Raw genomic sequence first — 23,397 nt, 5'->3', positions numbered from 1 at the left:
GTCCGGGGACTATTTGAGATCGCCAAGATCTATATCTTCTTCCTCTAGGACTTCAACATTCAATTCATCGAGAGGATCTTCCTCGTCGCTCATGTTGTCTTCCTCATCATCGTTCTCACTCGCTGCCCGAGTCGTTGGAAGCGGAAGTTCTTCATGTAAATCAATGCCAAGTTCCTTTGCGGTTTCCGTTATATCCTCATCGGTATCATGAATCTCAATTTCCCTATCATCTGATGCTAAGACTCTAACGTCAAGTCCTAAACTCTGCATCTCTTTAATTAAAACTTTAAAGGATTCTGGGATTCCAGGTTCAGGAATATTCTCTCCTTTAACGATCGCTTCGTAGGTCTTCACACGACCGACGACATCATCTGACTTAACCGTTAAAATTTCTTGTAGAGTATACGATGCTCCATAAGCTTCCAGCGCCCACACTTCCATTTCTCCAAAGCGTTGCCCACCAAACTGAGCTTTACCACCTAAAGGCTGCTGGGTTACGAGGGAGTATGGACCTGTCGAGCGGGCATGAATCTTATCGTCAACTAAATGGTGAAGTTTAAGAACATACATATAGCCTACCGTGATTTTACTATCAAAAGGATCTCCGGTACGTCCATCATATAAGATAGTCTTTCCATCACTCGAAAGCCCCGCTTTCTCTAATGTCTCAAAAATATCATCCTCAGTAGCTCCATCAAAGACAGGGGTCGCGATCCGAATTCCCAAAGCTTTAGCCGCCCTGCCTAAGTGAGTTTCAAGAACCTGCCCGATATTCATACGGGAAGGAACACCTAATGGGTTAAGCACTACTTCAATCGGCGTACCATCCGGCATAAAGGGCATATCTTCTTGACGCATGATGCGCGAAATAACCCCTTTATTTCCATGACGGCCGGCTACTTTGTCACCAACTGAAATCTTCCGCTTTTGAGCGATGTAAACTCGAACAAGTTGATTAACCCCTGGAGATAATTCATCCCCGTTTTCACGGGTAAATACCTTAACATCAACAATTTTCCCTGCTTCTCCGTGAGGCACACGCAAGGACGTATCTCGAACCTCACGGGCCTTTTCTCCAAAAATAGCGCGAAGCAAGCGTTCTTCTGCTGTAAGTTCCGTCTCTCCCTTAGGAGTTACTTTTCCGACTAAGATATCCCCAGGGCGAACCTCAGCCCCAATACGAATAATTCCACGTTCATCAAGATCCTTCAGAACATCTTCTCCAACGTTCGGAATATCGCGGGTAATCTCTTCCGGCCCAAGCTTCGTATCCCGAGCATCGGATTCGTATTCTTCGATATGAATCGATGTATAATAATCTTCCCTAACAAGTTTTTCGCTTATCAGGATCGCATCCTCGTAGTTATACCCTTCCCAGGTCATGAAGGCCACTAACACGTTTCGGCCTAAGGCCAGTTCTCCATGATCCGTTGATGGGCCATCAGCAATGATTTGATCCGCTTCTACGATTTCACCCTTTTTAACAATAGGACGTTGGTTAATGCAAGTTCCTTGGTTGGAACGAGAATATTTAAGCAGTTTATGCTTTTCTGTAGTCCCGTCATCTCCCAGGATAATAATCTCATCGGCTGTCGACCGCTGTACAACTCCAGCTCGTTTGGTGATTGCACAAACACCCGAGTCTTTAGCAGTCTTGTATTCCATTCCCGTTCCAACATAAGGTGAATCTGTACGCAAAAGAGGTACAGCCTGACGTTGCATGTTTGAACCCATCAACGCTCTGTTTGCATCATCATGCTCCAAGAAGGGAATAAGCGCCGTAGCAATAGATACCATTTGCTTAGGAGAAACATCCATGTAATCAACCTGATTTGGTGAGACATGAACAAAGTCCGGACCGTGCCGGCCATCAATCTTCTCTCCTAAAAACTTACCATTCTCATCGAGGGGTGCATTTGCCTGTGCCACGACATATTTTTCTTCTTCGTCAGCCGTTAGATAGTGGATCTCATCAGTAACCCTGCCGTTCTCCTTATCTGCTTTACGGTAAGGAGCTTCAATAAAGCCGTAAGGATTAATACGTCCAAAGGTACTTAATGATCCAATCAAGCCAATGTTCGGGCCTTCCGGCGTCTCTACCGGACACATTCTTCCATAGTGGGAATGATGAACGTCACGCACTTCAAATCCGGCACGTTCCCTGCTCAACCCCCCGGGGCCTAAAGCACTTAAGCGTCTCTTATGGGTTAACTCAGCCAACGGATTTGTTTGATCCATAAACTGAGACAACTGGCTGCTGCCAAAGAATTCCTTAATTGCCGCTACGACCGGTCGAATATTAATTAATACCTGCGGAGTAATGACTTCTACATCTTGAATCGTCATTCTTTCACGAACGACACGTTCCATTCTGGATAGTCCAATTCGGAATTGATTTTGCAGAAGTTCACCGACTGAGCGCAGTCTGCGATTTCCTAGATGGTCAATATCATCTTTATGTCCTTCTCCATTCATCAAATCCAACATGCGCTGAACGCTGGCCACAATATCCCCGCGGGTTAAATGCCGTACATCCATCGGGATATCTAACCCGAGTTTCTTATTAAGCTTATACCGGCCAACCTTGGCCAAATCATAGCGTTTGGCGTCAAAGAACAACGCCTCTAATAATGAACGCGCACTATCAACGGTTGGCGGTTCACCTGGTCTTAACCTCTTATAGATTTCAACCAATGCCTCTTCTGTCGACTCAGAGTTATCTCTCTCCAAGGTGGCTCGGATATATTCATTATCGTTAAATAGCTCCAAAATTTGACCGTTGCTTGCATATCCTAAAGCACGAATAAGCACAGTGCCGGGCAGCTTCCGCGTTCGGTCAACCCTTACAAAAATATTATCATTAACATCCGTTTCGAATTCTAACCAGGCTCCACGATTTGGAATAACTGTAGCCCCATAGAGCTTTTTCCCACTCGGATCAATCTGTTCAGCGTAGTAGACTCCTGGCGAACGAACAAGTTGACTGACGATAACACGTTCGGCACCATTAATAATAAAGGTCCCTTTGTCCGTCATTAACGGGAAATCCCCCATAAAGACTTCCTGTTCTTTCACTTCCCCAGTTTCCTTGTTAATCAGGCGGACTTTTACCCGGAGAGGCGCGGCATATGTAACATCGCGTTCCTTGCACTCCTCCACCTGATATTTAGCATCTCCCAGGCTGTAGTCTACAAATTCCAGAACGAGATTGCCTGTGAAATCTTGAATGGGCGAAATATCGCGAAACATATCGCGCAACCCTTCATCAAGAAACCAACGATAGGAGTTCTGCTGAATTTCAATTAAATTTGGCATGTCGAGAACTTCACGGATTCTGGAGTAGCTCCAGCGTTCCCGTGTCCCAACCTTAACAGGATAGAACATTTACGTTTCACCCCTCAGTGTGGTTTACTCTCATTGAGGCATAAGAATATATTGACATATACAGCCAAAAGCAAGGCCTTTAAAAAGAACCTCGCTTAACTGTTTATGATGTTCCGCTATCATCCGACAATTTCAAAGATAATATCTCCTTATTATCTAATGCTTTTAAGTTATTACCATAGTATAAATAAATTAAGTAATAAATTCCATTTACTTATGGTAACATTTATAGAGTATAACAAAATGTAGGTCCACTGTCAAGTTTTTTTTCGTATTTGTAGTTGATCTATGATATTATCGCCGAACCATTCTAAGCCGGCTCTAAGCTGAGTAGGTTATTATACTCGCCTGTAACCATTTCCCAAATTCTCAAACATAAAGAAGGTACCCTCTAGAAGAGAGTACCTTCCGCCTAAGAAGTTCTTACTTAACTTCGACAGTAGCGCCAGCTTCAGTTAATTTAGCTTTAATAGCCTCAGCTTCGTCTTTTGAGACTTTCTCTTTAATCGGTTTTGGTGCATTGTCAACGAGATCTTTCGCTTCCTTAAGACCTAGTCCGGTAGCTTCACGAACAACTTTGATAACCCCGATTTTAGAAGCTCCACAGTTCATAAGAATAACATCAAACTCTGTTTTTTCTTCAGCTGCTTCAGCTGCCGGAGCTGATGCTGCTGCGCCTGCAACTGCTACTGGAGCTGCAGCACTTACACCAAATTCTTCTTCAAAAGCTTTTACGAGTTCTGATAATTCGAGGACGGTTAAGCCTTTAACGGCTTCGAGAATTTCATTAATTTTGGACATTTTAAATTTCCCCCTTAATATTATAAAACATTTTTATTATCTCGGTAATCGTACTATTGAGCAGCCTTAAGTTTACGAACTTCTTCCAAAGCATATCCCATTTTACGGATCGGTCCTTGAAGAACATTAGCCATACCAGCAAGAGGTGCTTGCATACCTCGCAGAACCATAGCGAGTAAGACTTCACGTGAAGGTAGATCCGCAAGAGCTTTAACTCCCTCTGCTTCAATGACCTTTCCCTCAAGTACTCCGGCTTTAATTTTAAATGTCTTTATTTTATTTACTTTGGCAAAGTTTATTAATATCTTGGCCGGAGCGACAGGATCTGCACTAAAGGCAAGTGCGGTCGGTCCTTCAAGATAAGAATCAAGCCCTTTTACCCCTAACTCATCAGCTGCACGACGTACGAGAGTGTTTTTCAAAACCCGGTACTCGACTCCAGCTTTACGTAATTCAGCACGCAATTGCGTTACTTGGGCAACTGTCAAACCGCGGTAGTCAGCTAAAACTACGCCAGAAGACTTTTCAAATTTTTCCTTAATCTCAGAGACTATTTTACTTTTTTCTTCAATATTAGGCATTCTGTTACCTCCTTCCCTTAGATAAACTCAGCAAAAAACCTCCGCGCATGCAGAGGTTAAGAATGCCAAATAGATATCAATCGGCGTAATCTTCCAACCTCGGCAGGACATTAAGCCTTGTGGCACCTGCTTTCTACAGCGGACGTATTTAATTCCTGATAAGTTTATCCCATTTGTAGAACACTGTCAAGCATATCTTTATTTAGATTGCTTTTGCAGGGTTAATGCGCACTCCAGGTCCCATCGTTGAGGACACTGTAACACTCCGCATATATTGACCCTTAGCAGCAGCAGGCTTCGCTTTAAGCAAAGTCTCACCTAGTACACGATAGTTTTCGAATAGTTGTTCAACACTGAATGAGGCTTTGCCAATTGGCGCATGTATAATGCCAGCCTTATCCGCACGGTATTCAATCTTACCAGCCTTGATCTCTTTGATCGCACGAGTTACATCAAGAGTAACTGTCCCAGTTTTCGGGTTAGGCATAAGTCCTTTAGGCCCAAGAACCCTACCCAGTTTACCAACCATACCCATCATGTCTGGTGTAGCAACAACCACTTCAAAACCAAACCAGCCTTGCTCGATCTTGGCGATCATGTCTTCTGCTCCAACAAAGTCTGCTCCCGCTAACTCTGCTTCTTTAGCTTTCTCCCCTTTAGCAAAAACCAATACAGACCGGGTTTTGCCCGTCCCATTCGGGAGCACAATAGCACCACGGATTTGTTGGTCCGCATGACGGGTGTCAATGCCTAATTTAAAAGCAACTTCCACAGTTTCATCAAACTTAGCTTTAGCATTGTTTTTTACAATAGTCAAAGCTTCTGTCGGTTCATAGAGTGCAATACGATCAAATGATTTTACAGCCTCTTGATACTTCTTACCTACTTTAGCCATTCCTTTAACCTCCTTGTGGTAATACGGGCTTAGCCCTCCCACAAAATTTTGTTTCTTAACCCTCGACGACGTCGATTCCCATACTCCGCGCAGTTCCTTCGATCATACGCATTGCTGCTTCGATGCTCGCTGCATTTAGGTCCTTCATCTTGGTATCTGCGATTTCGCGAATCTTTGATTTAGGAACAGCCGCAACCTTCTTACGATTCGGTTCAGATGATCCCGAATTAATATTGGCAGCTTTCTTGAGCAGCACTGCTGCCGGTGGAGTTTTGGTGATAAAGGTAAATGAACGATCTTCATAAACAGTGATCTCAACCGGAATGATCAGCCCTGCTTGATCCTTTGTACGCTCATTGTACTCTTTGCAAAAACCCATAATATTAACCCCGTGCTGACCCAGAGCCGGACCAACCGGAGGTGCCGGTGTTGCCTTCCCTGCATTGATCGCTAATTTTACCAAGCCAATTACTTTCTTTGCCATTGTCATTACACCTCCTTATTAAGATAAACCTTTTATCAATCTAGTTTTTGAACCTGTGCGAACTCAAGTTCAACGGGAGTCTCTCTTCCAAACATGGATACCTCGACCCGTAACTTGCCTTTATCGGCTAGTATTTCCCGGACAACTCCAACGAAATCCTTGAAAGGACCGGCAATTACTTGTACGCTTTGATTTATCTCAAAATCAATTCGAGTTTGTATTTCGTCCAATCCCATTTGTTTCAGGATCGTGACAACTTCGTCGTCGAGTAACGGAATGGGCTTAGTACCAGTGCCAACAAACCCAGTTACTCCAGGTGTATTGCGCACAACATACCATGAATTATCCGTCATTTCCATTTCAACGAGCACATAACCTGGATAGACCTTGCGCTTGGTAATTTTTTGTTTTCCGTTTTTGAACTCAATTTCGTCTTCCATGGGAACAAGCACCCGAAAAATCTTCTCTTCCATATTCATGGATTCGACACGTTTTTCGAGGTTCATCTTTACTTTGTTCTCATAGCCAGAATAGGTATGAATTACAAACCAATCTTTTGCCATTTCTCAGGGACCTCCTCAGACACTGCCATTGAAAGTCATATGTTAGGGCAGTAGCTTGGTCAAGGCCATGCTTAAACCGCTATCAACGATCCACATCAGAATGGATACAATCGCCACTGCAACGAACACAACTCCTGTGTAGGCCAGCAACTGTCTCCGGGTTGGCCAATGGACTTTTTTGAGTTCGCCCAAAACCCCGCGAAAATACTCCATCGCCTTTTCTTTCTGCCGCTGAGTATTGGCCGGTTTTTTCAACTCGCCCATCACTTCACATCCTTACAGACATCCACTTTATCGACTCTGTGACAACGCCCCCTGGCGTACGTCTAAACCTTTACAAAAAAAAAAAAAATTACTTTGTTTCCTTATGCAGAGTGTGGCTCTTGCAGAACTTGCAAAACTTTTGAGTTTCCAAGCGATCTGGGTTATTTTTTTTATTCTTCATCGTTGCGTAGTTACGGTGCTTACACTCCGTACACGCTAAAATAATGCCAACACGCATTCATGAACACCTCCCGGCCAACGGTAGGACGCCGTATTTTTCCATTACTCAAAATACTTTATCACAAGATAATTTCACTGTCAAGAAAAACCTCTTGATAGAAAACTTGGCTGACGCTGAAAGCGACAGCCAAGTTGCACTACGCGCTGCAGCTCACGCAGGGCAAGAAGAGATCCCATCCGAAATCAATATTATTCATCAGTTTAATAAAAAAGACAGCAGAGCTGTCTAATCTTACTTGGTTGCGGGGGCCGGATTTGAACCGACGACCTTCGGGTTATGAGCCCGACGAGCTACCACTGCTCCACCCCGCGATGTCATTTGTTCAGTTGTCCTAATGATCGGCCAAGCACTTATCCACCTGCTAATTCGAGGTATACCATGCAACGCCCAAACATTTAGTTTTAGAACTAATTCTGCGATCGTTAGTAAAATGGAGCCGACGATGGGACTCGAACCCGCAACCTGCTGATTACAAATCAGCTGCTCTGCCAATTGAGCTACGTCGGCTTATTCTCGTGTGCTATACTCATTTCCCTGAGGCACTTACGTAGTTTACCACTTCTTTTTTTAAAATGCAAGCCTTTTCATAAAAGAATTCTATGTAAAATTATCCATCCCGTCGTTCGAGATATCGTTCAAGTTTTCTTTTAACTCGTTGCAACGCGTTATCGATAGATTTCACATGTCTTCTCAAGTCTATGGCAATTTCCTGGTAAGACTTCCCTTCTAGATAGGACATTAGCACTTTCCATTCTAAGGAACTAAGAATTTCACCCATTTTTTCTTCGATATCGTCAAATTCTTCCCGGCAAATGATTAGTTCCTCTGGATCCGTTATTCGGGTTCCTGATATTACATCAAGAAGTGTTCTATCAGAGTCTTCATCATAAATAGGCTTATTCAAAGAAACATATGAGTTTAGCGGAATGTGTTTCTGTCTAGTGGCAGTTTTAATCGCTGTGATAATCTGACGTGTAATACACAATTCAGCAAATGCTCTAAAGGAAGAGAGTTTGTCTCCACGAAAATCTCGAATTGCCTTATAGAGTCCAATCATGCCCTCCTGGATAATATCTTCACGATCAGCGCCAATAAGAAAGTATGAACGTGCTTTAGCTCTAACAAAGTTTTTATATTTGTTGATTAAATACTCCAGTGCTGCAGCGTCGCCTTCCTTGGCAAGCTCAACCACCTCTTCATCCACGATAACGTCGATGATTTCGCACTCTGGTAGTTCTGGTTGGGCTTGAAGAGTCAAGTTGATCCCCCCTACAATGTCGTCACGAAGAAGACGCAATCTCGGCTAGCCCTCGTCCACGAGAACATCCTCATTATACTCGACCCTAAAGAAAAGCGTCAAGGCGAAGTTTTGGTTGTTCTGTCGCTTACGCGAGGCAATTGCGATGTTCTATGCTCTATATGCGAAGTTCGAGTCCTAGAGCTGTCCAAAAACAGAGTTTTTAGACAAGTCCAAGATGAGTTGTTTGAATGCTAACGTTATCAAGACAGTGCACTTTCGTATTATCGCATGATCTACTGCCTATCAATCGCTCATCACATGTCATGCATCGTTCTCTGTCTGAGAACTTCATAAAGCATGACCGATCCTGCTACACTTGCGTTTAAGGACGTTACCTTCCCCTTCATTGGCAAACTTACAATCTCGTCACAATTCTCTCTGAGTAAACGACTGATTCCTTTTCCTTCACTGCCAATTACGATGACCCGTGAGCCAGTGAGATCTGCTTCAAAAGCATTTTTTCCTCCTGCTTCCGCCCCAGATACCCAACACCCTTTATTCTTCAGCTCCTTTAAAGTTTGAACCAAATTACTTACTCGCGCAACCAGCACATGCTCAGCAGCCCCCGCTGACGTTTTGACTACTGTCCCTGTCAGCGCTACACTTCGCCTTTTAGGGATAATGACCCCATGGGCTCCAACAGCGTCTACAGTCCTCAATAAGGCACCTAAGTTATGGGGGTCTTCAATCTCATCCAGCATCAAAATAAAGAGGGCCTCCTGCCGCTCCTCAGCTAAGGCAAGAATATCCTCTATACTAGCATATTCCCTCGCTGCAACATAAGCAAGCATTCCCTGGTGTCGCTCGCGATTAGTTAAGCGGTCAAGAGTTTGACGATCCACAAATTGGTAGGGTATGTTTCGTGCATGCAATAGCAAAATGATCTCTTGATTTCGAACCCCTTGTCCTTCCGAGATAAGAAGAACTTTATTAACCGGCTTTCCGCTTTTCAGAAGCTCCAAAACCGGATTTTTTCCATAGACCATTTCATCGTTCAAGTAGTTCACTTCTTTCCTCCGAGGGTTTTCAATCTTCCGCAACTATAGCCACCTTGACGGCAGACTCCCTGAGTTATACAGGTTGGACCCGCGCCAATGAATAGATTAGGAGCTACGTCCCGTACTAATTCCAACATTTTCTCAGCTAAATATCTAATCTCCCACTGTGCTCTAAAGCAGGTACGATGTTCAAAGAAATTTAATAATGACCGAGCATTAAACGTCGCCATCAAAGAGGTTGTACAGGCATTTGGCAAGACATAACGAGCATCCTCTGCCGGCACACAATCTAAAAGTTCCTTATAGGCATCCTGCAAGCGAGCCATAATCGTTTCAAACCTCTCTAATGTCTCCTGGTTCCGCATAATACTTGGCGGGATGACAAACTCGAACCCTTCCTCTTTGACATAGCGCTGAGAACGCTGAGAATAGCTTGCAATTCGGTGACGGACAAGTTGATGGGACAAAGCCCTTGAAACACCATCGATCGAAAACTGAAAACTCACATGTTCAAAGGGGGAAAGATGGCCCATCTCCCGAAGTTTTTGAACGAAGCTTGCAACCTTCTTATCATCTAATCGCTCGCACAAATCCGGCACTGAGTCCGGTGAATAGCATAGACGCGCAGCTGCAGCCACTACCTTTTCCGGATCCGGCGTGTGCTGAATAAGTTCCACTCTCATTACAAAAACTCCCTTTTCCAATTTTCCCCTCTTAGCCCCTATTATTTAGTCACTTAGGCGATTCGATCCTTCATGTAATAGCATTTCATCCACTTTATCGAACGCCCACTTCATGCGATCCGTTTGTCCACTTAATTGCCAATAACCCACTAGACTCTCAAACCCTGTCGCATGTCGGTATGTCACAACATCAATATTTTTTGGATGCCCCCCCTTAGTATTCCGCCCGCGCATGACAATCTGTTGCTCAGTCTCATCAAGCTCTGGTAAAAGCGCATGTAAAACCTGGGCTTGGGTACTGGCCCGAACATAGCTAACCGCTTGTTTATGGAGTTCTTTAACCTTCTCATGTCCCAGTTCAAGCAGATGCGTACGAACCCACAGCTCATACACAGCATCGCCCAAATACGCCAGGGTTAAGGCATTCATTTCCTGCCAATTTCGCATATGGTCACCTTTACTTTTTTATTTGCCACCTTGCGCCTTGCGGAGTATCCTCGATAATAATCCCTTTCTCTTTAAGCATATCTCGGATAAAGTCTGCCATTTCCCAATCTTTTTTCTGACGTGATTTGGAACGAATCTGCAAGACAACTTCCATAACCTGATTCAGTATTTCGTCATTTTCAACGTGAACTTGAGCCGGATGAAGCAGGTCAAAGCCTAAAACATCTCCAAGCTCTACTAAAGTCCTTTGGGCTTCGGCCAACCCTTCAGAAGACAGCGGATTCTCTTGAACATAACCATTCATGGTTTTAGCTAGTTCGAAAAGTGCGGCATAAGCTAATGCCGAATTAAAATCGTCATCCATAGCCCTTTCAAAGGCTTCACGTGCTTCTTTAGACGCCTTAAATAACTCCGTGCCCCTTTGCCCGTTTTGAGAGGACTCGCTTCTTTCTAATGCCTCCTGAGCCAAACGGACACTTGTCTGCAGCCTTTCTAATCCCTTTTGGGCCATAATCAAATTCTGATCATTAAAATCCAAAGGACTGCGATAATGAGTTCCAAGCAAATAAAAACGAATAACTTCACCTGGGCTATTTACCAGCAATTCACGAATTGTAAAAAAGTTCCCCAAGGATTTAGACATCTTTTCTTGATTAATGGTTAGAAACGCATTGTGCATCCAATAATGAGCAAACGTCCGCCCTTTCAGGTATCCTTCTGTTTGAGCTATCTCATTTTCATGGTGAGGGAACGCGAGGTCTTCTCCTCCACCATGAATATCAAATCCCGCTCCCAAATATTTCAGCGACATAGCCGTACACTCAATATGCCAGCCCGGACGCCCCTCACCCCAGGGACTCTGCCAAGCTGGTTCTCCGGGCTTAGCTTTTTTCCAGAGCGCAAAGTCCATAGGATGTCGTTTGCGCTCATCCACTTCCACCCTTGCTCCGGCCTTCATATCTTCAAGGGTTCTGCCGGATAATTTCCCGTAATCAGGAAACCTGTCCACCGCAAAGTAAACATCCCCCTCTACCTCATACCCTAATCCCGAGTCGATAAGACCTTGAATAATCTCAATCATTTCAGGAATATGCTCCGTAGCCTTCGGATGAATCGTCGCTGGTAATAAGTTTAAGGCTTTGGCGTCTTTAAAATATTCCTCGATGTATTTTTGACCTAAAGCCAAAGGGTCCATCCCTTCAACATGCCCTCGTTGAATGATTTTGTCATCGACATCCGTAAAATTTTGAACGTATCGGACATCAAGTCCTTTATAGATAAAATAACGCCGAATCATATCAAAAACAACAAACATTCGAGCATTTCCTGCGTGAAAGTAATTATAAGTCGTCGGACCGCATACGTACATCGCAACTTTCCCGTTCTCTCTTGGGTGAAACTCTTCTTTTTGACGTGTCATGGTGTTGAATAATTTCAAAGACATTGTATCGACTCTCCTCTTCCTTTAATCGTTCTTCCAAATATTCCACACGCTGCATTAGACATTTTAACATTTCGTTCACCGGATCCGGAAGGTCATCGTGTCTCAAATCAGGATCTTTAATCGGCACACCATGATGAAGCACAATCCGCCCTGGCACGCCTACCACCGTCGTGTCACTAGGGACAGGCTTATTAACAACTGACCCTGCCCCTATTTTTACATTATCCCCAACTTTAAATGAACCTAATACTCTTGCCCCTGCCCCAATAACCACATTGTTCCCAATGGTCGGATGCCTCTTGCCCTTTTCTTTGCCTGTTCCGCCTAAGGTAACCCCTTGGTATAGGGTAACATTGTCTCCGACCTCCGTAGTCTCACCAATGACTACACCTGTACCATGGTCAATGAAAAGACCTTGCCCAATCTTCGCACCCGGATGAATTTCAATCCCCGTCAGAAAGCGTGAGAGCTGAGAGATCATGCGCGGTAAGAGGACTAGATCATGAAGGTACAACCAATGAGCCATACGATGAAAAATCACTGCATGAAATCCCGGATAACAGAATATGACCTCCCAGATACTTTTTGCTGCAGGATCTCGTTCGAAAATAACTTGGATATCACGCTTCATCTGTCCGAACATCTTAGCTTCACCCTTTCTCACTTCAGACGTTTTATAGTTATATTATTAAACAAACTTTAAGCAACAAAAAGCGGAACTATCGTCCAGAGACGAAAAGTTCCGCGGTCCCACTCTGTTTGAACGGCTATACCGTTCCAGCTTAAAACTTTAACGCAGTCAATACGGATTGGAATACTTCTGAATTCTTCCAATCAACTCCGAGACGCACTTCCAAAAACTCCTTGCAAATGGCTTCCACTATCCCATTTTCGCTGGTCGCAAACCCTCTTTGTACTCTTTCTCATCATCGCCTTAGATTATATTACGTTTTTTCGTATGGGAAAACAATAGTATTTCTTTATTATAGGGTAGCCATGAATCCCTGTCAATCAGCTCGTTCGCATCATTTTAGACTAACGTAAATAACGGGCTTCCGTAACCGCAATCCGCCCTAAAACATTCTCAAGCCCCAACAGCGGGATAATATCATAAAGCTCCGGTCCATGCATCTGCCCAGTCAAGGCCACTCGAACCGGCATGTATACAAATTTGCCTCCGAGCTTTAGTTCCTTCGTCATTTGTTTTAAAAGGGCTTTCACAGTTTCACCAGAAAGAATCTCTGCGCCCTGTACTTTCTCCTTAAATAATGCCAAAACCCCTGGCACCTGTTCTCCCTTCAGCACCTCCAGGGCTTCTCCTTCCGGCTCAAGCGGAACATTACCATGAAAATAATGGACGTAGTCCTTCACCTCAGCCATATAAGATATTTTCTCTGAGATGGCCTTGATAAAGCTAATTAGCCATTGTTGTTGCTCGTCCGACCGCTCCCCAGCTTGACGAATGCTCAATTCCTCCAGATGAGGTAACGCCAGTTCTACTAACCGTTCTGCAGAAGATTTCTTAATGTAATGTGTGTTAATATAATCCAATTTATGTCGATCAAATACCGCAGGACTTTTGGAAACCCGGTCTAAAGAAAAGGCATCTGCCAATTCATCTAAAGTATAAAACTCTTCTTCACCTGATGGCGACCAGCCAAGAAGAGCAATAAAGTTAACAATGGCTTCCGGGAGATACCCTTTCTTCTGATAGTCGATGACTGCAGTATCCCCATCCCGTTTACTCATCTTTCCTCCTTCTGTATTAAGAATAAGAGAAATATGCGCAAATTCAGGCACCGGAGCCCCCAGAGCTTGATAGATCAGAACTTGACGGGGAGTGTTCGATAAATGTTCTTCCCCCCGGATCACATGAGTAATTGACATGGAAATATCATCGATGACAACCGCAAAATTATAGGTGGGAATCCCATCCGATTTCACTATAACGTAATCCCCAATCCCATCACTTTCGAACACAACATCTCCACGAACTCGATCGGAAATATGGATTGCCTGTCCTTCCGGTACACGGAAACGCACTACGGGCCTTCGACCTTCACGTTCGTAAGCTAACCGTTGTTCTCGAGTCAAGTGACGGCACTTCCCTAAATACCGCGGTGTTTCCCCTTTGGCAAGCAGAGCCTCTCTTTCTTGTTCTAGTTCTTCCTCCGAACAGTAACAATAGTAAGCATGTCCGCCGGTAATTAGCTTCTCGGTATACTCCTCGTAAAGCCCTAAGCGATCTGTCTGTCGATAAGGCCCATTCTCCCCACCAACCTCGATGCCCTCATTCCATTGAATATTCAGCCACCGAAGGGCTTCCAAAATATTATGTTCGGATTCTCTGCTGGAACGTTCTAAGTCAGTGTCTTCGCTCCGGACAATAAACGTCCCCTTATTTTTGCGGGCCCATAAATAATTAAACAAAGCCGATCTTGCCCCTCCGATGTGAAGCGGACCTGTAGGACTGGGTGCAAATCGAACACGAATTTCCATCATTCATCCTCCAACCTTTTTAAGCTAACAATCGCCTGAGCACCAATGCCTTCTTCTCTTCCCACAAACCCCAGCCGCTCTGTTGTTGTCGCTTTTACTGATACACATGACTCTTTCACATTCATAGCCTGCGAAAGATTTGAACGCATTTTTGCAATAAATGGAGCAAGCTTTGGACGTTCTGCCATAATAACGCTATCCAAATTCCCTACGCGATACCCTTTTGATTCGATGAGTCCCATGATATGCTTCAATAAAGAAAGACTTGAAATACCGCGATATCTTGGATCATGATCCGGAAAATGCCCTCCGATATCCCCTAAAGCCAAAGCACCTAAAAGCGCGTCCATAATCGCATGAACTAGCACATCCGCATCCGAATGCCCTAGTAAACCACGTTCATGCGGAATTTTTACTCCTCCAAGAATCAACGACCGTTCCGCCACCAGCGCATGTACATCATAACCAATTCCTACTTTAATTTTCAACCCCCCTGTCTGCCGGACTTCAAGACTCACGCATCGCCAGTATCCGTTCAGCTAACCACAAATCTTCCGGTGTGGTCACCTTGATATTCTCCTGCATTCCCTCTACCATTTGCACAGGATACCCCATCCATTCTAACAAAGAGGCATCATCTGTGCCATAGTATCCTGCAGAAACTGCTTGATAATGTGCTACCTCTAGTATCCCACGGTCAAAAACCTGGGGGGTTTGGACAGACCGCAAATCTTCACGAGGTAGAGTCTCAAGCACGTTTCCAGCCAGGTTGACTCTCTTTACAGTATCCTTTATAGACACTCCCATAATTGCAGCAGGATACTCTTGGGTTTCTTCAAGAAATTGATTAAATGCTTGCAACGTCAAAAGGGGCCTCGCCCCATCATGCACCACTATCCGTTGGATAGCGGGACTTAGAGCTCGAACCCCAGCACGAACGGAATCTTGACGCAGCACGCCACCTTTGCAGACTGCTGCAACTTTCTGAAAGCCCTGATGATAAACCAGTTCTTTTATGACAGAGATATCACCTTCCGCCCCTACAATAACTATTTCAGAAACAAAGTTCGATTCTTCAAACACTCTTATCGTATGAGCCAAAATTGGTTGCCCCATCAATACTAAGAATTGCTTGTTACATCCGGCCCTCATCCGCTTGCCTTGACCTGCTGCCGGAATAACGATCCCGATATTAGCCAATCGCATTCACCTCATCCGTCGGATGAAGGCCCATCGGCTTTTTTTCCAGGGAAGATTTCGGCTTGGCAAAAATCATACGCCCGGCTGCCGTTTGAAGAACACTTGTCACTAAAACAACAATATTTTGTCCCATGTACCTTCGTCCCATATCTACAACAATCATGGTTCCATCATCGAGATAAGCAACACCTTGCCCCGGCTCTTTTCCCTCTTTCATAACCTGAACCAACATTTCTTCTCCAGGCAAAACAATGGGCTTCAGAGCATTAGCTAATTCGTTGATATTTAAAACCTTTACTCCTTGAAGTTCAGCGACTTTGTTGAGATTATAATCATTCGTCAATAAGGGTGCCCCCAAAATTTGTCCTAACCGCACCAATTTACTGTCAACTTCATTAATATCCTCAAAATCTTGTTCATGAATATGAACTTGAATGACTGTTTCCTTAGAAATTTGATTCAAGATATCAAGCCCTCTGCGCCCGCGATTTCGTTTAAGCAAGTCCGAAGAATCCGCAATGTGTCGCAACTCCTCCAGAACAAAACTAGGTATAAGCAGTGTTCCTTCTAAAAATCCGGTCTTAACGATATCTGCAATCCGGCCATCGATAATCACACTCGTATCGAGAATTTTATAACTCACTGAATCGCGAGGACGATTGGCTTTGCCCTCCTTAGCCTCTTTGTTTTTATCCGTCTTATCTGCTTTGTCTCCACGATCGCGAAATTTGGGAAAGAAGTTAAGAAAGCCCAGGACATCCTCTTTACGTTTCATTCCAATTGTCAGTCCCAAATAACCTAAAAAGAGACTTATCATGACTGCTAAAAGCGGGCCGAAGAAATTAACACTAACAAACGAATTACTGAATAAACTTGCAATAATAAGTCCAATGATTCCTCCGATGGCCCCACCCATAAGATCGTTTGTGGGAACTCTGGTTAATCGCGAATCCATCCAACGCATTAAAGCAATAAAAGAGCGAATACTAAACGGAGCAACTAAAAATCCTATAATGCCAAATAAAATACTCATTATAGCGTATGTCCAGATAGGTGACCCATTCCATCCAAGGGTTTTCAAAAAGTCAAGACTTATAAGGATATAATTAAGATAAAATCCAACAGCCCCCATTAATAGGGTGATGATCCCGCGTATTAAATTGCGAATCATCGTTTCACCTCCTTTTTAACCTATTTTGACTAAAAGTCTTTCCAATTATACTGTGGATTTCATTATTTTTCAACCAAAGGTAATTTAATCCTTTTTGAGGTTTTTTTATTATTATAACCCTCAGCAATATATTGTCCTGCTAATACTTGCGGAGGTTTCAAACCTCAACCGTCTGTTTGAGTCATGGCAATTTTCATTACAAAATATCCTTGTATTCATTGGTTTCCCAGACTCGAACCTTCCAGTTCGGGTTGTTTTCAGCGCTAAATGAGATGGGATTTTGTCAGCCATGACCTCAATATAAGACGATGTAATCAAACACAAAGAATTCTAAGCTAACTTCAAAGCGGATGAAAGCCATTGCCTGACTGCTTCTTCTTCAGATCCCTCAGTCAAAACAAGTTCACTAATCAAAATCTGGCAGGCATTTTCGTACATCTTCTTCTCACCCGTAGAAAGGCCTTTTTCATTGTCCCTTTGAGCAAGGCTCCGAACGACATTTGCAACTTCGAAAATATTACCGCTTTTGATTTTCTCTAAGTTCGCGCGATAACGCCGATTCCAAGCTAAGGTAGCTGCCGTATCTTTAGTTTTCAGCACCTCTAAAACATCTTTAACCATGGTGGGAGAAATCACTTGTCTCAAGCCAAGGTTTTCAACGTTGTTCAAGGGAATAAATAATTTCATATTCCCAACTGGTAAATGCATGACATAATATTGGCTCTTTTCTCCAAGAACTTCGCGTTCTTCGATTGACTCAATAATTCCTGCACCGTGCATTGGATAGACAACTTTGTCACCAACCTTAAACATTCGGCCACCCCCTTATCTATATATTATAGCAAGGAACACAGCCCGGGTCAAAATTTTAAAATTATATCATACATGTCTTTAGCCTGTCAATTTGACTTTTTCAACCTTAAAACTGTTGAAAATTGACAACTGCCTAACCTCCTCGGTATAATAGAGATGGCAGAAAGGAGTGAGGATAGCACACATGGAGCAACTCACTGACCAATTCCAAGACACGGTAAAATCTCTGTTAATCCGACATCAAAGCATTTTGGATATCTTGTCCAAAGGGCAAGAAACTTCAGCGCGTGTTAACCGAGCCGTCGTCAAATCTGTGACTAGTTGTGGTTGCCACGCGGTGAATGCGCACAAGAAACCTATTCCCCCTGATTCAAGCGTCGCTGATTTGAAAGAACTCTTGGACAGCCAACTTGAAGGATATGTTTGCGATAACTGCCGTGACATCATAGAGGCGGAGTTGGGCAAGCAACTCTTTTATATAGCCGCTCTGTCCAACGCCTTGGACATCTCCTTAAGCGATGTCCTCCACCAAGAACTCACAAAACTCCAGACGCTGACGATTTTCAACTTGACCTAGACCTTAGCCAGATTTACGTAATTTCAGTTTTAGTAATTTAGCTCCTGCATTGCAGGAGCTTTTATATTTTTTAAAAAGACCATGATCGTCCTTACTCTATTATGGAGAAAATAGCCTTTTGTCATCTACCCAGACGATCTACAGGATGATACTTGGTTGATATTTGGTTTAAAGATTATAGCAGGCCCCCGAATTCTCGGCGTTACTTAAAAAGTTGATTATAGAGGGGGACCTGAAGCTCGCCCGCGCAAGCAGATCGTTTTCTGACGATAACACAGTAGTCGCCAAGGAACTTGGACAGGTTCCTTAGCGACTATTTGACGGTATCTCTAATTCGCCTCTACTTTAATCAAGTGTATTATAGCCTTGAATAAATCTCCATCAATTTCAATATTAAACGTTCCTTTTTGAATTTCTATCAAACTTTTAGCAATGGATAATCCCAAGCCACTGCCTTGACTGCTTCTGGATTCATCGCCCCTTTTGAAACGCTCCATTAACTCATCTGAAGAAATATTCAATTCATAGGCAGAGATGTTTTTAAAGACCAACGTCAGCCCACTGTCTGACTCTAAGATGTCAATATATACTCTTGACCCTTCAAGGGCATATTTGAATATATTTGATAACAAATTCTCAATAGCTCTCCATAGTAGTCTTCCGTCGGCTTTAATATAGACTTTATCGTTCGAATGGCTGATCTTGAATTCTAACTTACGTTCTTGTATTTTGTCATCAAGTTCGCCCAACCCCTGAGTTATTAACGATATAATATCTATCGTTTCATAGTTTACCGGAATATTGCCGCTAGAAGCTTTAGCTGCTTCAAACAAATCGTCCGTTAGTATTTTTAAGCGCTGAGACTTCTGGTCGATTATTTCTAAGTATTCTTTTACCTTTACCTGATTCGTTTCATTTTTCAGTAAATCAACATAGGTGATAATCGAAGTTAAGGGTGTTCTGATGTCGTGAGATACATTGGTGATCAATTCAGCTTTCAACCGCTCACTTTTGATCTCATTTTCGACAGCTTTATTTAAACCATCCGTAATACTATTTAAGTCGGAAGCCAGTCTGCTGAATTCCCCTTTTCCTGATACATTGATGGTATGGTGGAAATCTCCTCCTTTTACCTTCTTTACCCCTTCTTTTATGGCATCAAACTCCCTTACCTTCTTCAAAGCTATCCACGCTGCGCCTCCTAAGGTTATCGGGAACATAAAGAATGTTAACGCCACTGCAATCGGATAGCCTATTACGATTAAGACAACCCTTACTCCAACACTTCCGCTGTCATAGATATCCTTAAAAAATTTAAAGAATTTATAAAACAAGGTATAAGTCAAAGTATGCTTTACGAATGATTTATTTTTGAGATGTTTTACTAACGAAAGAACAACTATTAATCCAATCGCAGCGATTAACAGCGTCATTAGAACTATAAGTCCATTGGCCTTAAACTGCTGCATATAAGCTATGACTGCAATCCATAGGACTATCAAAAAAAAGCAGATTACAATCTTAAAATCATTATAAATTCTATCGATAACGTTTAATGGGCTTGCAGGGGTCTCCTTGGTCCTTCTGCCGATGACCAGGAGTAAATAAATAAACGCTAAAGCCAATCCTGCTGAAAAACCTGCTATTTGATATAAACTCTTCGTAACGGTTACCTTATTTTCGTTCCATTCTTCAATTCTAGGATTTAAAAATTCTTTGCTAAAGGCAATATACATCACGTCTTGGTAACCTAATTGATTAGTGTCCGCGGTAAGCCAATGATAACGATGGTTTTGTTGAATTTCCTCGGGAAAAACGTTTAGCTCCGATCCATCAAATACCATATAGGAGGGTAAGGATTTGAAATAATCCTTTGTTTTCTCAGGGCTATTCGTAAATTCGGTTTCACCATCTTTAGCATAGTAAATAAGACCAGGATATTTGTCTAATCTTCTTAACACAGAATAATAGTTTTGAAGTTCTTCTGTGATTAATTTATCTCTCAACTTTGCTAGTTCTGCAGCATAGACTTCTTCGAAAATCGGATAATTTTCTTCCATCGTTAAATTAGGATTATAACTTTTTGATTTGTTGGCAAAATCCCAAAACAGGTTTTCCTCTCTCCATTTATTATCTGCTTCCGTCAGAGTACCACCCTGGATAATGTGATCCTCACTTTTATATTTACCTGTTATATCTCTTAAGCTGGTAAAGATATCACTACTGTCTCTCATAAAATCTGACCCAAGATAATAGCTCTCTTCAAAAGCAATATCAAAATCGGCATGCTTAAAAACTACTACATCCGCAATTATTGTTAGGGCACCAGTAAAACAAACTATGGTAATCATGAATCCGATAATCTTGGCTATCATGGAATGGCTATAATCTCTCCACTTTGTATCCAATCCCCCACACCACCTTCAAATATTTTGGTTCTTTAGGATTTATTTCAATTTTTTCTCTAATCTTTCTGATATGAACTGCGACTGTATTTTCTGCACTAAACGCTGTTTCCTGCCATACTTTTTCATATATTTCATCAATGGAATAGACTCTCCCCGCATTGGCAATCAAAAGCTTGAGGATTTTATATTGTACAGGCGTAAGTTTTACTTCATCGCCGTCAACCGTTACAATTTTACACTCATCATCAATAATAAGTCCGCCTGTTTTATAGACATTACATTTGGTTTCCAGGCTTCCTAGTGATGTATACCTTCTTAACTGGGACTTTACTCTTGCAATTAATTCCAACGGATTAAAAGGTTTTGTTATATAATCGTCCGCTCCCATATTTAAGCCCATGATTTTGTCTGTGTCCTCAGATTTTGCCGAAAGCATAATAACCGGTATATTTTTATCCTCTCTAATCTTCATAGTTGCTCTTATGCCATCCATTTGAGGCATCATAATATCCATAATAACCAGGTGAATTAAAGTTTCTTCAACAATTTTAAGAGCCTCTATTCCATTGGCAGCTTTAAATACCTTATAGCCTTCGTTTTCCAAATAGATTCTAATAGCGTCTAATATTTCTTTATCATCATCACAAACCAATATATTCATGATGTATCACTCCCCCATCTCGATTTATACAATCATATCACACCCTCTATTGTTTACTTTAAGGTAATGATATCAGTCAAATCTTACGATAATCTCAACCAAATTCTTAAGAACTTCTTAAATCTTCTAATCTTAGAAGCTATCGACCTTCATTGAAAAAGCAGCCGGCTTCTGCCGACTGCTTTGGTTATAACGTTTTCTCTCTTAAACCGGTTTGAACATCTTCTTACCGGCACCACATAACGGACATCTCCAATCATCCGGCAACTCTTCAAAAGGAACATCTTTAGGTATTTTACTTTTCTTACACCCTTTTTCTGAATTATAAATATATCCACAACTTTGCATTTGGCACTGCCACATTTTACTTCCTTCACTCATCTCTACACTCTCCTTCTATAGTTATAGTTTATCATTAAGTTGCATTGTTTGCTATGCTTACTTAATTCATATAACTCTTATCTGATGATGACAATGGATTGTGCATAGCACTTATTTCCTTCAATAAATACCTCAAGAACCTTTGCCTTGACAAATTATCATTATAAGAGACAACTACCACTGCAAGATTGAGTGGTAGTTGTCTCTTATAATGATAACGATTTCTAAAAGCCTGTTAGAAATACTATTTCCATGAGTCGGTATTGCATGTTCACTATATAATACCGACTCAGTATTTTATATGGTGAGATTAACTTTCAGCTTTCGATTAGCAACTTCCACCGCAACCTCCGCAGCAACCACTGTCACATCCACCACTACTAGGCATCTTGGCCATACGTATTTCAAAACCGCCGCCGTTATCTGACTCAATATAATCAATCACGGCTCCTTCTAAATACATCGATAGTTTTGTTTCAACAACAATTGAAACACCGTGTTCTTGATCAAGAACATCGTCCTCTGTTTTTGATTCATCTAGAGTCATGCCGAAATTCGGACCGCCGCAACCCATTCCTACAAGATAGAGACGAAGAAGTGCATTTTCCTTATTCTGAGCTTTTAACACTTCTTTCACTTTTTGGGCTGCGAGTTCGGTAATCTTTACCATTAAATCTTCACTCCTTTTAAATTTAAGATATATTTTTGGGATTGTTAATGAAGTATTTTTGCTGACTCTTCATAGTGCGACCTCGTTGTACACACTATCATGCAAATTTTTCGAAACTTGATAAACAGCAGACACAACTATGTTGTTCTCCTTCAAAAGTGTATTTGACGCAATATAATCGACTACCCGAAGCGCGATACCACATCCGGCTTTGATGCCGGAAGGCAATGGCATCACCCCTGCCGGATATCCTGCCTGCAACAGCGCTTTTTCGGCAAGAATAGCCGCATGTGTGTTGGCAAACGTAAGAACGTAAGACACAAAAACCTCCTAAATATTGATAAGCCGCTTGGCACCCGCCATAACTGTAACAATACCGTACATATTGGCGACCTCACCAACTCCCAGCTTCTCCGTAATTTCATAATAATTGGTACAGGTGCCACAAGTCATGATAACGGTTCCCGCCGCTTCCAGAGCGCGCAGGTCTTCCAAGCTGTTAGAATCACTACTGGTAAGATATGCCCCCGAATTGAAAAACAAGATATGCGAGGGGGGCGGCGCGAGCTCCCTCAGGGCATAGATGAAACCTTTGATCAGTATTTGGCCCAGCTCTTGACTACCTTCACCCATGGTATCCCTACCGATGGCGACAACGAGTCCCGAATCTTCACTTGTCGCGCAGTTGTCAACAACACAGCCTTCGCCTGCAACGATGGTCACCTCAACGATGCCGTTTTCTTTTTGCACATATTCGCTCTGATAACCCAGTCCGGTCGCCATCTTTTGAAGATTTTGACGCGCAATGTCATTGTCTACTAAAACAGCAACTACGCCACCCGCTTCTCCCATCTCTTCCAACGCTTTTTTGGCTTTTATGACGGGTATGGGGCAGACCTGCCCTGTGGCATCAATTTGTGTCATATTTATGT

Annotated in this window: 27 protein-coding genes, 2 tRNA genes and 2 other annotated features; of the genes, 2 read left to right on the top strand and 27 right to left on the bottom strand. The window is 42.7% G+C overall.

The genetic code is table 11. The features are described 5' to 3' along the window. Positions 1–9: 9 nt before the first annotated feature. The 8 genes from rpoB to rpmG form a co-directional block, all read right to left on the bottom strand. On the bottom strand, positions 10–3,384 hold the full coding sequence (gene rpoB, locus DESYODRAFT_RS01275) for a DNA-directed RNA polymerase subunit beta (protein WP_007778391.1): 3,375 nt from the start codon (positions 3,382–3,384) through the stop codon (positions 10–12). A 423-nt stretch (positions 3,385–3,807) separates the two neighbouring features. Further along, entirely contained in the window at positions 3,808–4,185 is a 378-nt protein-coding gene (gene rplL, locus DESYODRAFT_RS01270) for a 50S ribosomal protein L7/L12 (protein ID WP_007778388.1), read from the bottom strand. A gap of 53 nt (positions 4,186–4,238) precedes the next feature. Beyond that, a complete protein-coding gene (gene rplJ / locus DESYODRAFT_RS01265; RefSeq protein ID WP_007778386.1) occupies positions 4,239–4,766 on the bottom strand; it encodes a 50S ribosomal protein L10 in 528 nt (175 codons plus the stop codon). A gap of 23 nt (positions 4,767–4,789) precedes the next feature. Next, positions 4,790–4,923 (bottom strand) — a sequence feature (ribosomal protein L10 leader region). Positions 4,924–4,968: 45 nt separating this feature from the next. Next, positions 4,969–5,661 carry a 50S ribosomal protein L1 gene (rplA, locus tag DESYODRAFT_RS01260; protein ID WP_007778383.1) on the bottom strand — a complete coding sequence of 231 codons (693 nt, stop codon included), beginning with the start codon at positions 5,659–5,661 and terminating at the stop codon, positions 4,969–4,971. 55 nt (positions 5,662–5,716) lie between these two features. Beyond that, on the bottom strand, positions 5,717–6,145 hold the full coding sequence (rplK, locus tag DESYODRAFT_RS01255) for a 50S ribosomal protein L11 (RefSeq protein ID WP_007778381.1): 429 nt from the start codon (positions 6,143–6,145) through the stop codon (positions 5,717–5,719). A gap of 35 nt (positions 6,146–6,180) precedes the next feature. Further along, complete coding sequence (gene nusG, locus DESYODRAFT_RS01250; protein WP_007778378.1) at positions 6,181–6,708, bottom strand: transcription termination/antitermination protein NusG; 528 nt, start codon at positions 6,706–6,708, stop codon at positions 6,181–6,183. A 42-nt stretch (positions 6,709–6,750) separates the two neighbouring features. Further along, positions 6,751–6,972 carry a preprotein translocase subunit SecE gene (gene secE, locus DESYODRAFT_RS01245; RefSeq protein WP_007778376.1) on the bottom strand — a complete coding sequence of 74 codons (222 nt, stop codon included), beginning with the start codon at positions 6,970–6,972 and terminating at the stop codon, positions 6,751–6,753. Positions 6,973–7,060: 88 nt separating this feature from the next. Continuing rightward, on the bottom strand, positions 7,061–7,210 hold the full coding sequence (gene rpmG / locus DESYODRAFT_RS01240; RefSeq protein WP_007778373.1) for a 50S ribosomal protein L33: 150 nt from the start codon (positions 7,208–7,210) through the stop codon (positions 7,061–7,063). On the opposite strand from rpmG, the gene DESYODRAFT_RS27865 reads away from it, so the two are divergent. Then, positions 7,197–7,442: a hypothetical protein gene (locus DESYODRAFT_RS27865; protein ID WP_157137096.1), complete on the top strand. Its 246-nt coding sequence runs from the start codon at positions 7,197–7,199 to the stop codon at positions 7,440–7,442. The genes rpmG and DESYODRAFT_RS27865 overlap by 14 nt on opposite strands. Positions 7,443–7,449: 7 nt before the next feature. Here the strand turns inward: DESYODRAFT_RS27865 and DESYODRAFT_RS01235 are convergent. From DESYODRAFT_RS01235 to DESYODRAFT_RS01175, 13 genes are all read right to left on the bottom strand, one after another. Beyond that, positions 7,450–7,524: transfer RNA gene (locus DESYODRAFT_RS01235), tRNA-Met, on the bottom strand. A gap of 120 nt (positions 7,525–7,644) precedes the next feature. Continuing rightward, positions 7,645–7,720, bottom strand: a tRNA-Thr gene (locus DESYODRAFT_RS01230). A 100-nt stretch (positions 7,721–7,820) separates the two neighbouring features. After that, positions 7,821–8,471 carry an RNA polymerase sporulation sigma factor SigH gene (gene sigH / locus DESYODRAFT_RS01225; protein WP_042338081.1) on the bottom strand — a complete coding sequence of 217 codons (651 nt, stop codon included), beginning with the start codon at positions 8,469–8,471 and terminating at the stop codon, positions 7,821–7,823. 296 nt (positions 8,472–8,767) lie between these two features. Continuing rightward, complete coding sequence (gene rlmB, locus DESYODRAFT_RS01220; RefSeq protein WP_007778367.1) at positions 8,768–9,520, bottom strand: 23S rRNA (guanosine(2251)-2'-O)-methyltransferase RlmB; 753 nt, start codon at positions 9,518–9,520, stop codon at positions 8,768–8,770. After that, on the bottom strand, positions 9,517–10,194 hold the full coding sequence (thyX, locus tag DESYODRAFT_RS01215) for an FAD-dependent thymidylate synthase (protein WP_007778364.1): 678 nt from the start codon (positions 10,192–10,194) through the stop codon (positions 9,517–9,519). Before thyX ends, rlmB begins: the two co-directional genes overlap by 4 nt. A 45-nt stretch (positions 10,195–10,239) precedes the next feature. After that, entirely contained in the window at positions 10,240–10,641 is a 402-nt protein-coding gene (locus DESYODRAFT_RS01210) for a Mini-ribonuclease 3 (RefSeq protein WP_007778361.1), read from the bottom strand. 10 nt (positions 10,642–10,651) lie between these two features. Further along, positions 10,652–12,085 (bottom strand): cysteine--tRNA ligase, encoded by a 1,434-nt coding sequence (gene cysS / locus DESYODRAFT_RS01205; protein WP_042338080.1) that lies wholly within the window; start codon positions 12,083–12,085, stop codon positions 10,652–10,654. Further along, entirely contained in the window at positions 11,982–12,749 is a 768-nt protein-coding gene (cysE, locus tag DESYODRAFT_RS01200; protein ID WP_345788202.1) for a serine O-acetyltransferase, read from the bottom strand. Before cysE ends, cysS begins: the two co-directional genes overlap by 104 nt. Positions 12,750–12,810: 61 nt before the next feature. Further along, positions 12,811–13,024 (bottom strand) — a binding site (T-box leader). 96 nt (positions 13,025–13,120) lie between these two features. Continuing rightward, positions 13,121–14,584: a glutamate--tRNA ligase gene (gene gltX, locus DESYODRAFT_RS01195; protein WP_007778354.1), complete on the bottom strand. Its 1,464-nt coding sequence runs from the start codon at positions 14,582–14,584 to the stop codon at positions 13,121–13,123. After that, positions 14,584–15,072 carry a 2-C-methyl-D-erythritol 2,4-cyclodiphosphate synthase gene (gene ispF / locus DESYODRAFT_RS01190; RefSeq protein WP_042338079.1) on the bottom strand — a complete coding sequence of 163 codons (489 nt, stop codon included), beginning with the start codon at positions 15,070–15,072 and terminating at the stop codon, positions 14,584–14,586. Before ispF ends, gltX begins: the two co-directional genes overlap by 1 nt. A 19-nt stretch (positions 15,073–15,091) precedes the next feature. Then, the gene (gene ispD, locus DESYODRAFT_RS01185; RefSeq protein ID WP_007778348.1) at positions 15,092–15,784 is read right to left on the bottom strand and encodes a 2-C-methyl-D-erythritol 4-phosphate cytidylyltransferase; all 693 of its coding nucleotides are present in this window, start codon (positions 15,782–15,784) and stop codon (positions 15,092–15,094) included. Continuing rightward, positions 15,777–16,955: a PIN/TRAM domain-containing protein gene (locus DESYODRAFT_RS01180; protein WP_007778347.1), complete on the bottom strand. Its 1,179-nt coding sequence runs from the start codon at positions 16,953–16,955 to the stop codon at positions 15,777–15,779. The genes ispD and DESYODRAFT_RS01180 overlap by 8 nt, the downstream gene beginning before the upstream one ends. A gap of 330 nt (positions 16,956–17,285) precedes the next feature. Continuing rightward, positions 17,286–17,768: a CarD family transcriptional regulator gene (locus tag DESYODRAFT_RS01175; RefSeq protein ID WP_007778345.1), complete on the bottom strand. Its 483-nt coding sequence runs from the start codon at positions 17,766–17,768 to the stop codon at positions 17,286–17,288. 184 nt (positions 17,769–17,952) lie between these two features. Here DESYODRAFT_RS01175 and DESYODRAFT_RS01170 point away from each other — a divergent pair, with 184 nt between their 5' ends. Beyond that, complete coding sequence (locus tag DESYODRAFT_RS01170; RefSeq protein ID WP_007778341.1) at positions 17,953–18,345, top strand: nucleoside triphosphate pyrophosphohydrolase family protein; 393 nt, start codon at positions 17,953–17,955, stop codon at positions 18,343–18,345. A gap of 329 nt (positions 18,346–18,674) precedes the next feature. Here the strand turns inward: DESYODRAFT_RS01170 and DESYODRAFT_RS01165 are convergent, their stop codons facing one another. The 6 genes from DESYODRAFT_RS01165 to yedF all read right to left on the bottom strand — a co-directional run bounded on the left by DESYODRAFT_RS01165 (position 18,675) and on the right by yedF (position 23,389). Continuing rightward, positions 18,675–20,753, bottom strand: a complete 2,079-nt coding sequence (locus DESYODRAFT_RS01165; RefSeq protein ID WP_007778339.1) for a HAMP domain-containing sensor histidine kinase — start codon at positions 20,751–20,753, stop codon at positions 18,675–18,677. Next, positions 20,728–21,414 carry a response regulator transcription factor gene (locus DESYODRAFT_RS01160; protein WP_007778337.1) on the bottom strand — a complete coding sequence of 229 codons (687 nt, stop codon included), beginning with the start codon at positions 21,412–21,414 and terminating at the stop codon, positions 20,728–20,730. The genes DESYODRAFT_RS01165 and DESYODRAFT_RS01160 overlap by 26 nt, the downstream gene beginning before the upstream one ends. 204 nt (positions 21,415–21,618) lie before the next feature. Then, positions 21,619–21,795 (bottom strand): rubredoxin, encoded by a 177-nt coding sequence (locus tag DESYODRAFT_RS01155; protein WP_007778334.1) that lies wholly within the window; start codon positions 21,793–21,795, stop codon positions 21,619–21,621. Between the two features lie 328 nt (positions 21,796–22,123). Continuing rightward, on the bottom strand, positions 22,124–22,465 hold the full coding sequence (locus tag DESYODRAFT_RS01150) for a HesB/IscA family protein (protein ID WP_007778333.1): 342 nt from the start codon (positions 22,463–22,465) through the stop codon (positions 22,124–22,126). Positions 22,466–22,534: 69 nt separating this feature from the next. Further along, on the bottom strand, positions 22,535–22,786 hold the full coding sequence (locus tag DESYODRAFT_RS01145) for a putative Se/S carrier protein (protein ID WP_007778330.1): 252 nt from the start codon (positions 22,784–22,786) through the stop codon (positions 22,535–22,537). Positions 22,787–22,795: 9 nt separating this feature from the next. Further along, complete coding sequence (gene yedF, locus DESYODRAFT_RS01140) at positions 22,796–23,389, bottom strand: sulfurtransferase-like selenium metabolism protein YedF (RefSeq protein WP_007778328.1); 594 nt, start codon at positions 23,387–23,389, stop codon at positions 22,796–22,798. Positions 23,390–23,397: the final 8 nt, after the last annotated feature.

Origin of the sequence: Desulfosporosinus youngiae DSM 17734, assembly GCF_000244895.1 — a bacterium.
Lineage (GTDB): Bacteria > Bacillota > Desulfitobacteriia > Desulfitobacteriales > Desulfitobacteriaceae > Desulfosporosinus > Desulfosporosinus youngiae.
The sequence above is the reverse complement of the archived record's forward strand: the minus strand, read 5'-3'. Positions and strand labels throughout refer to the sequence as shown.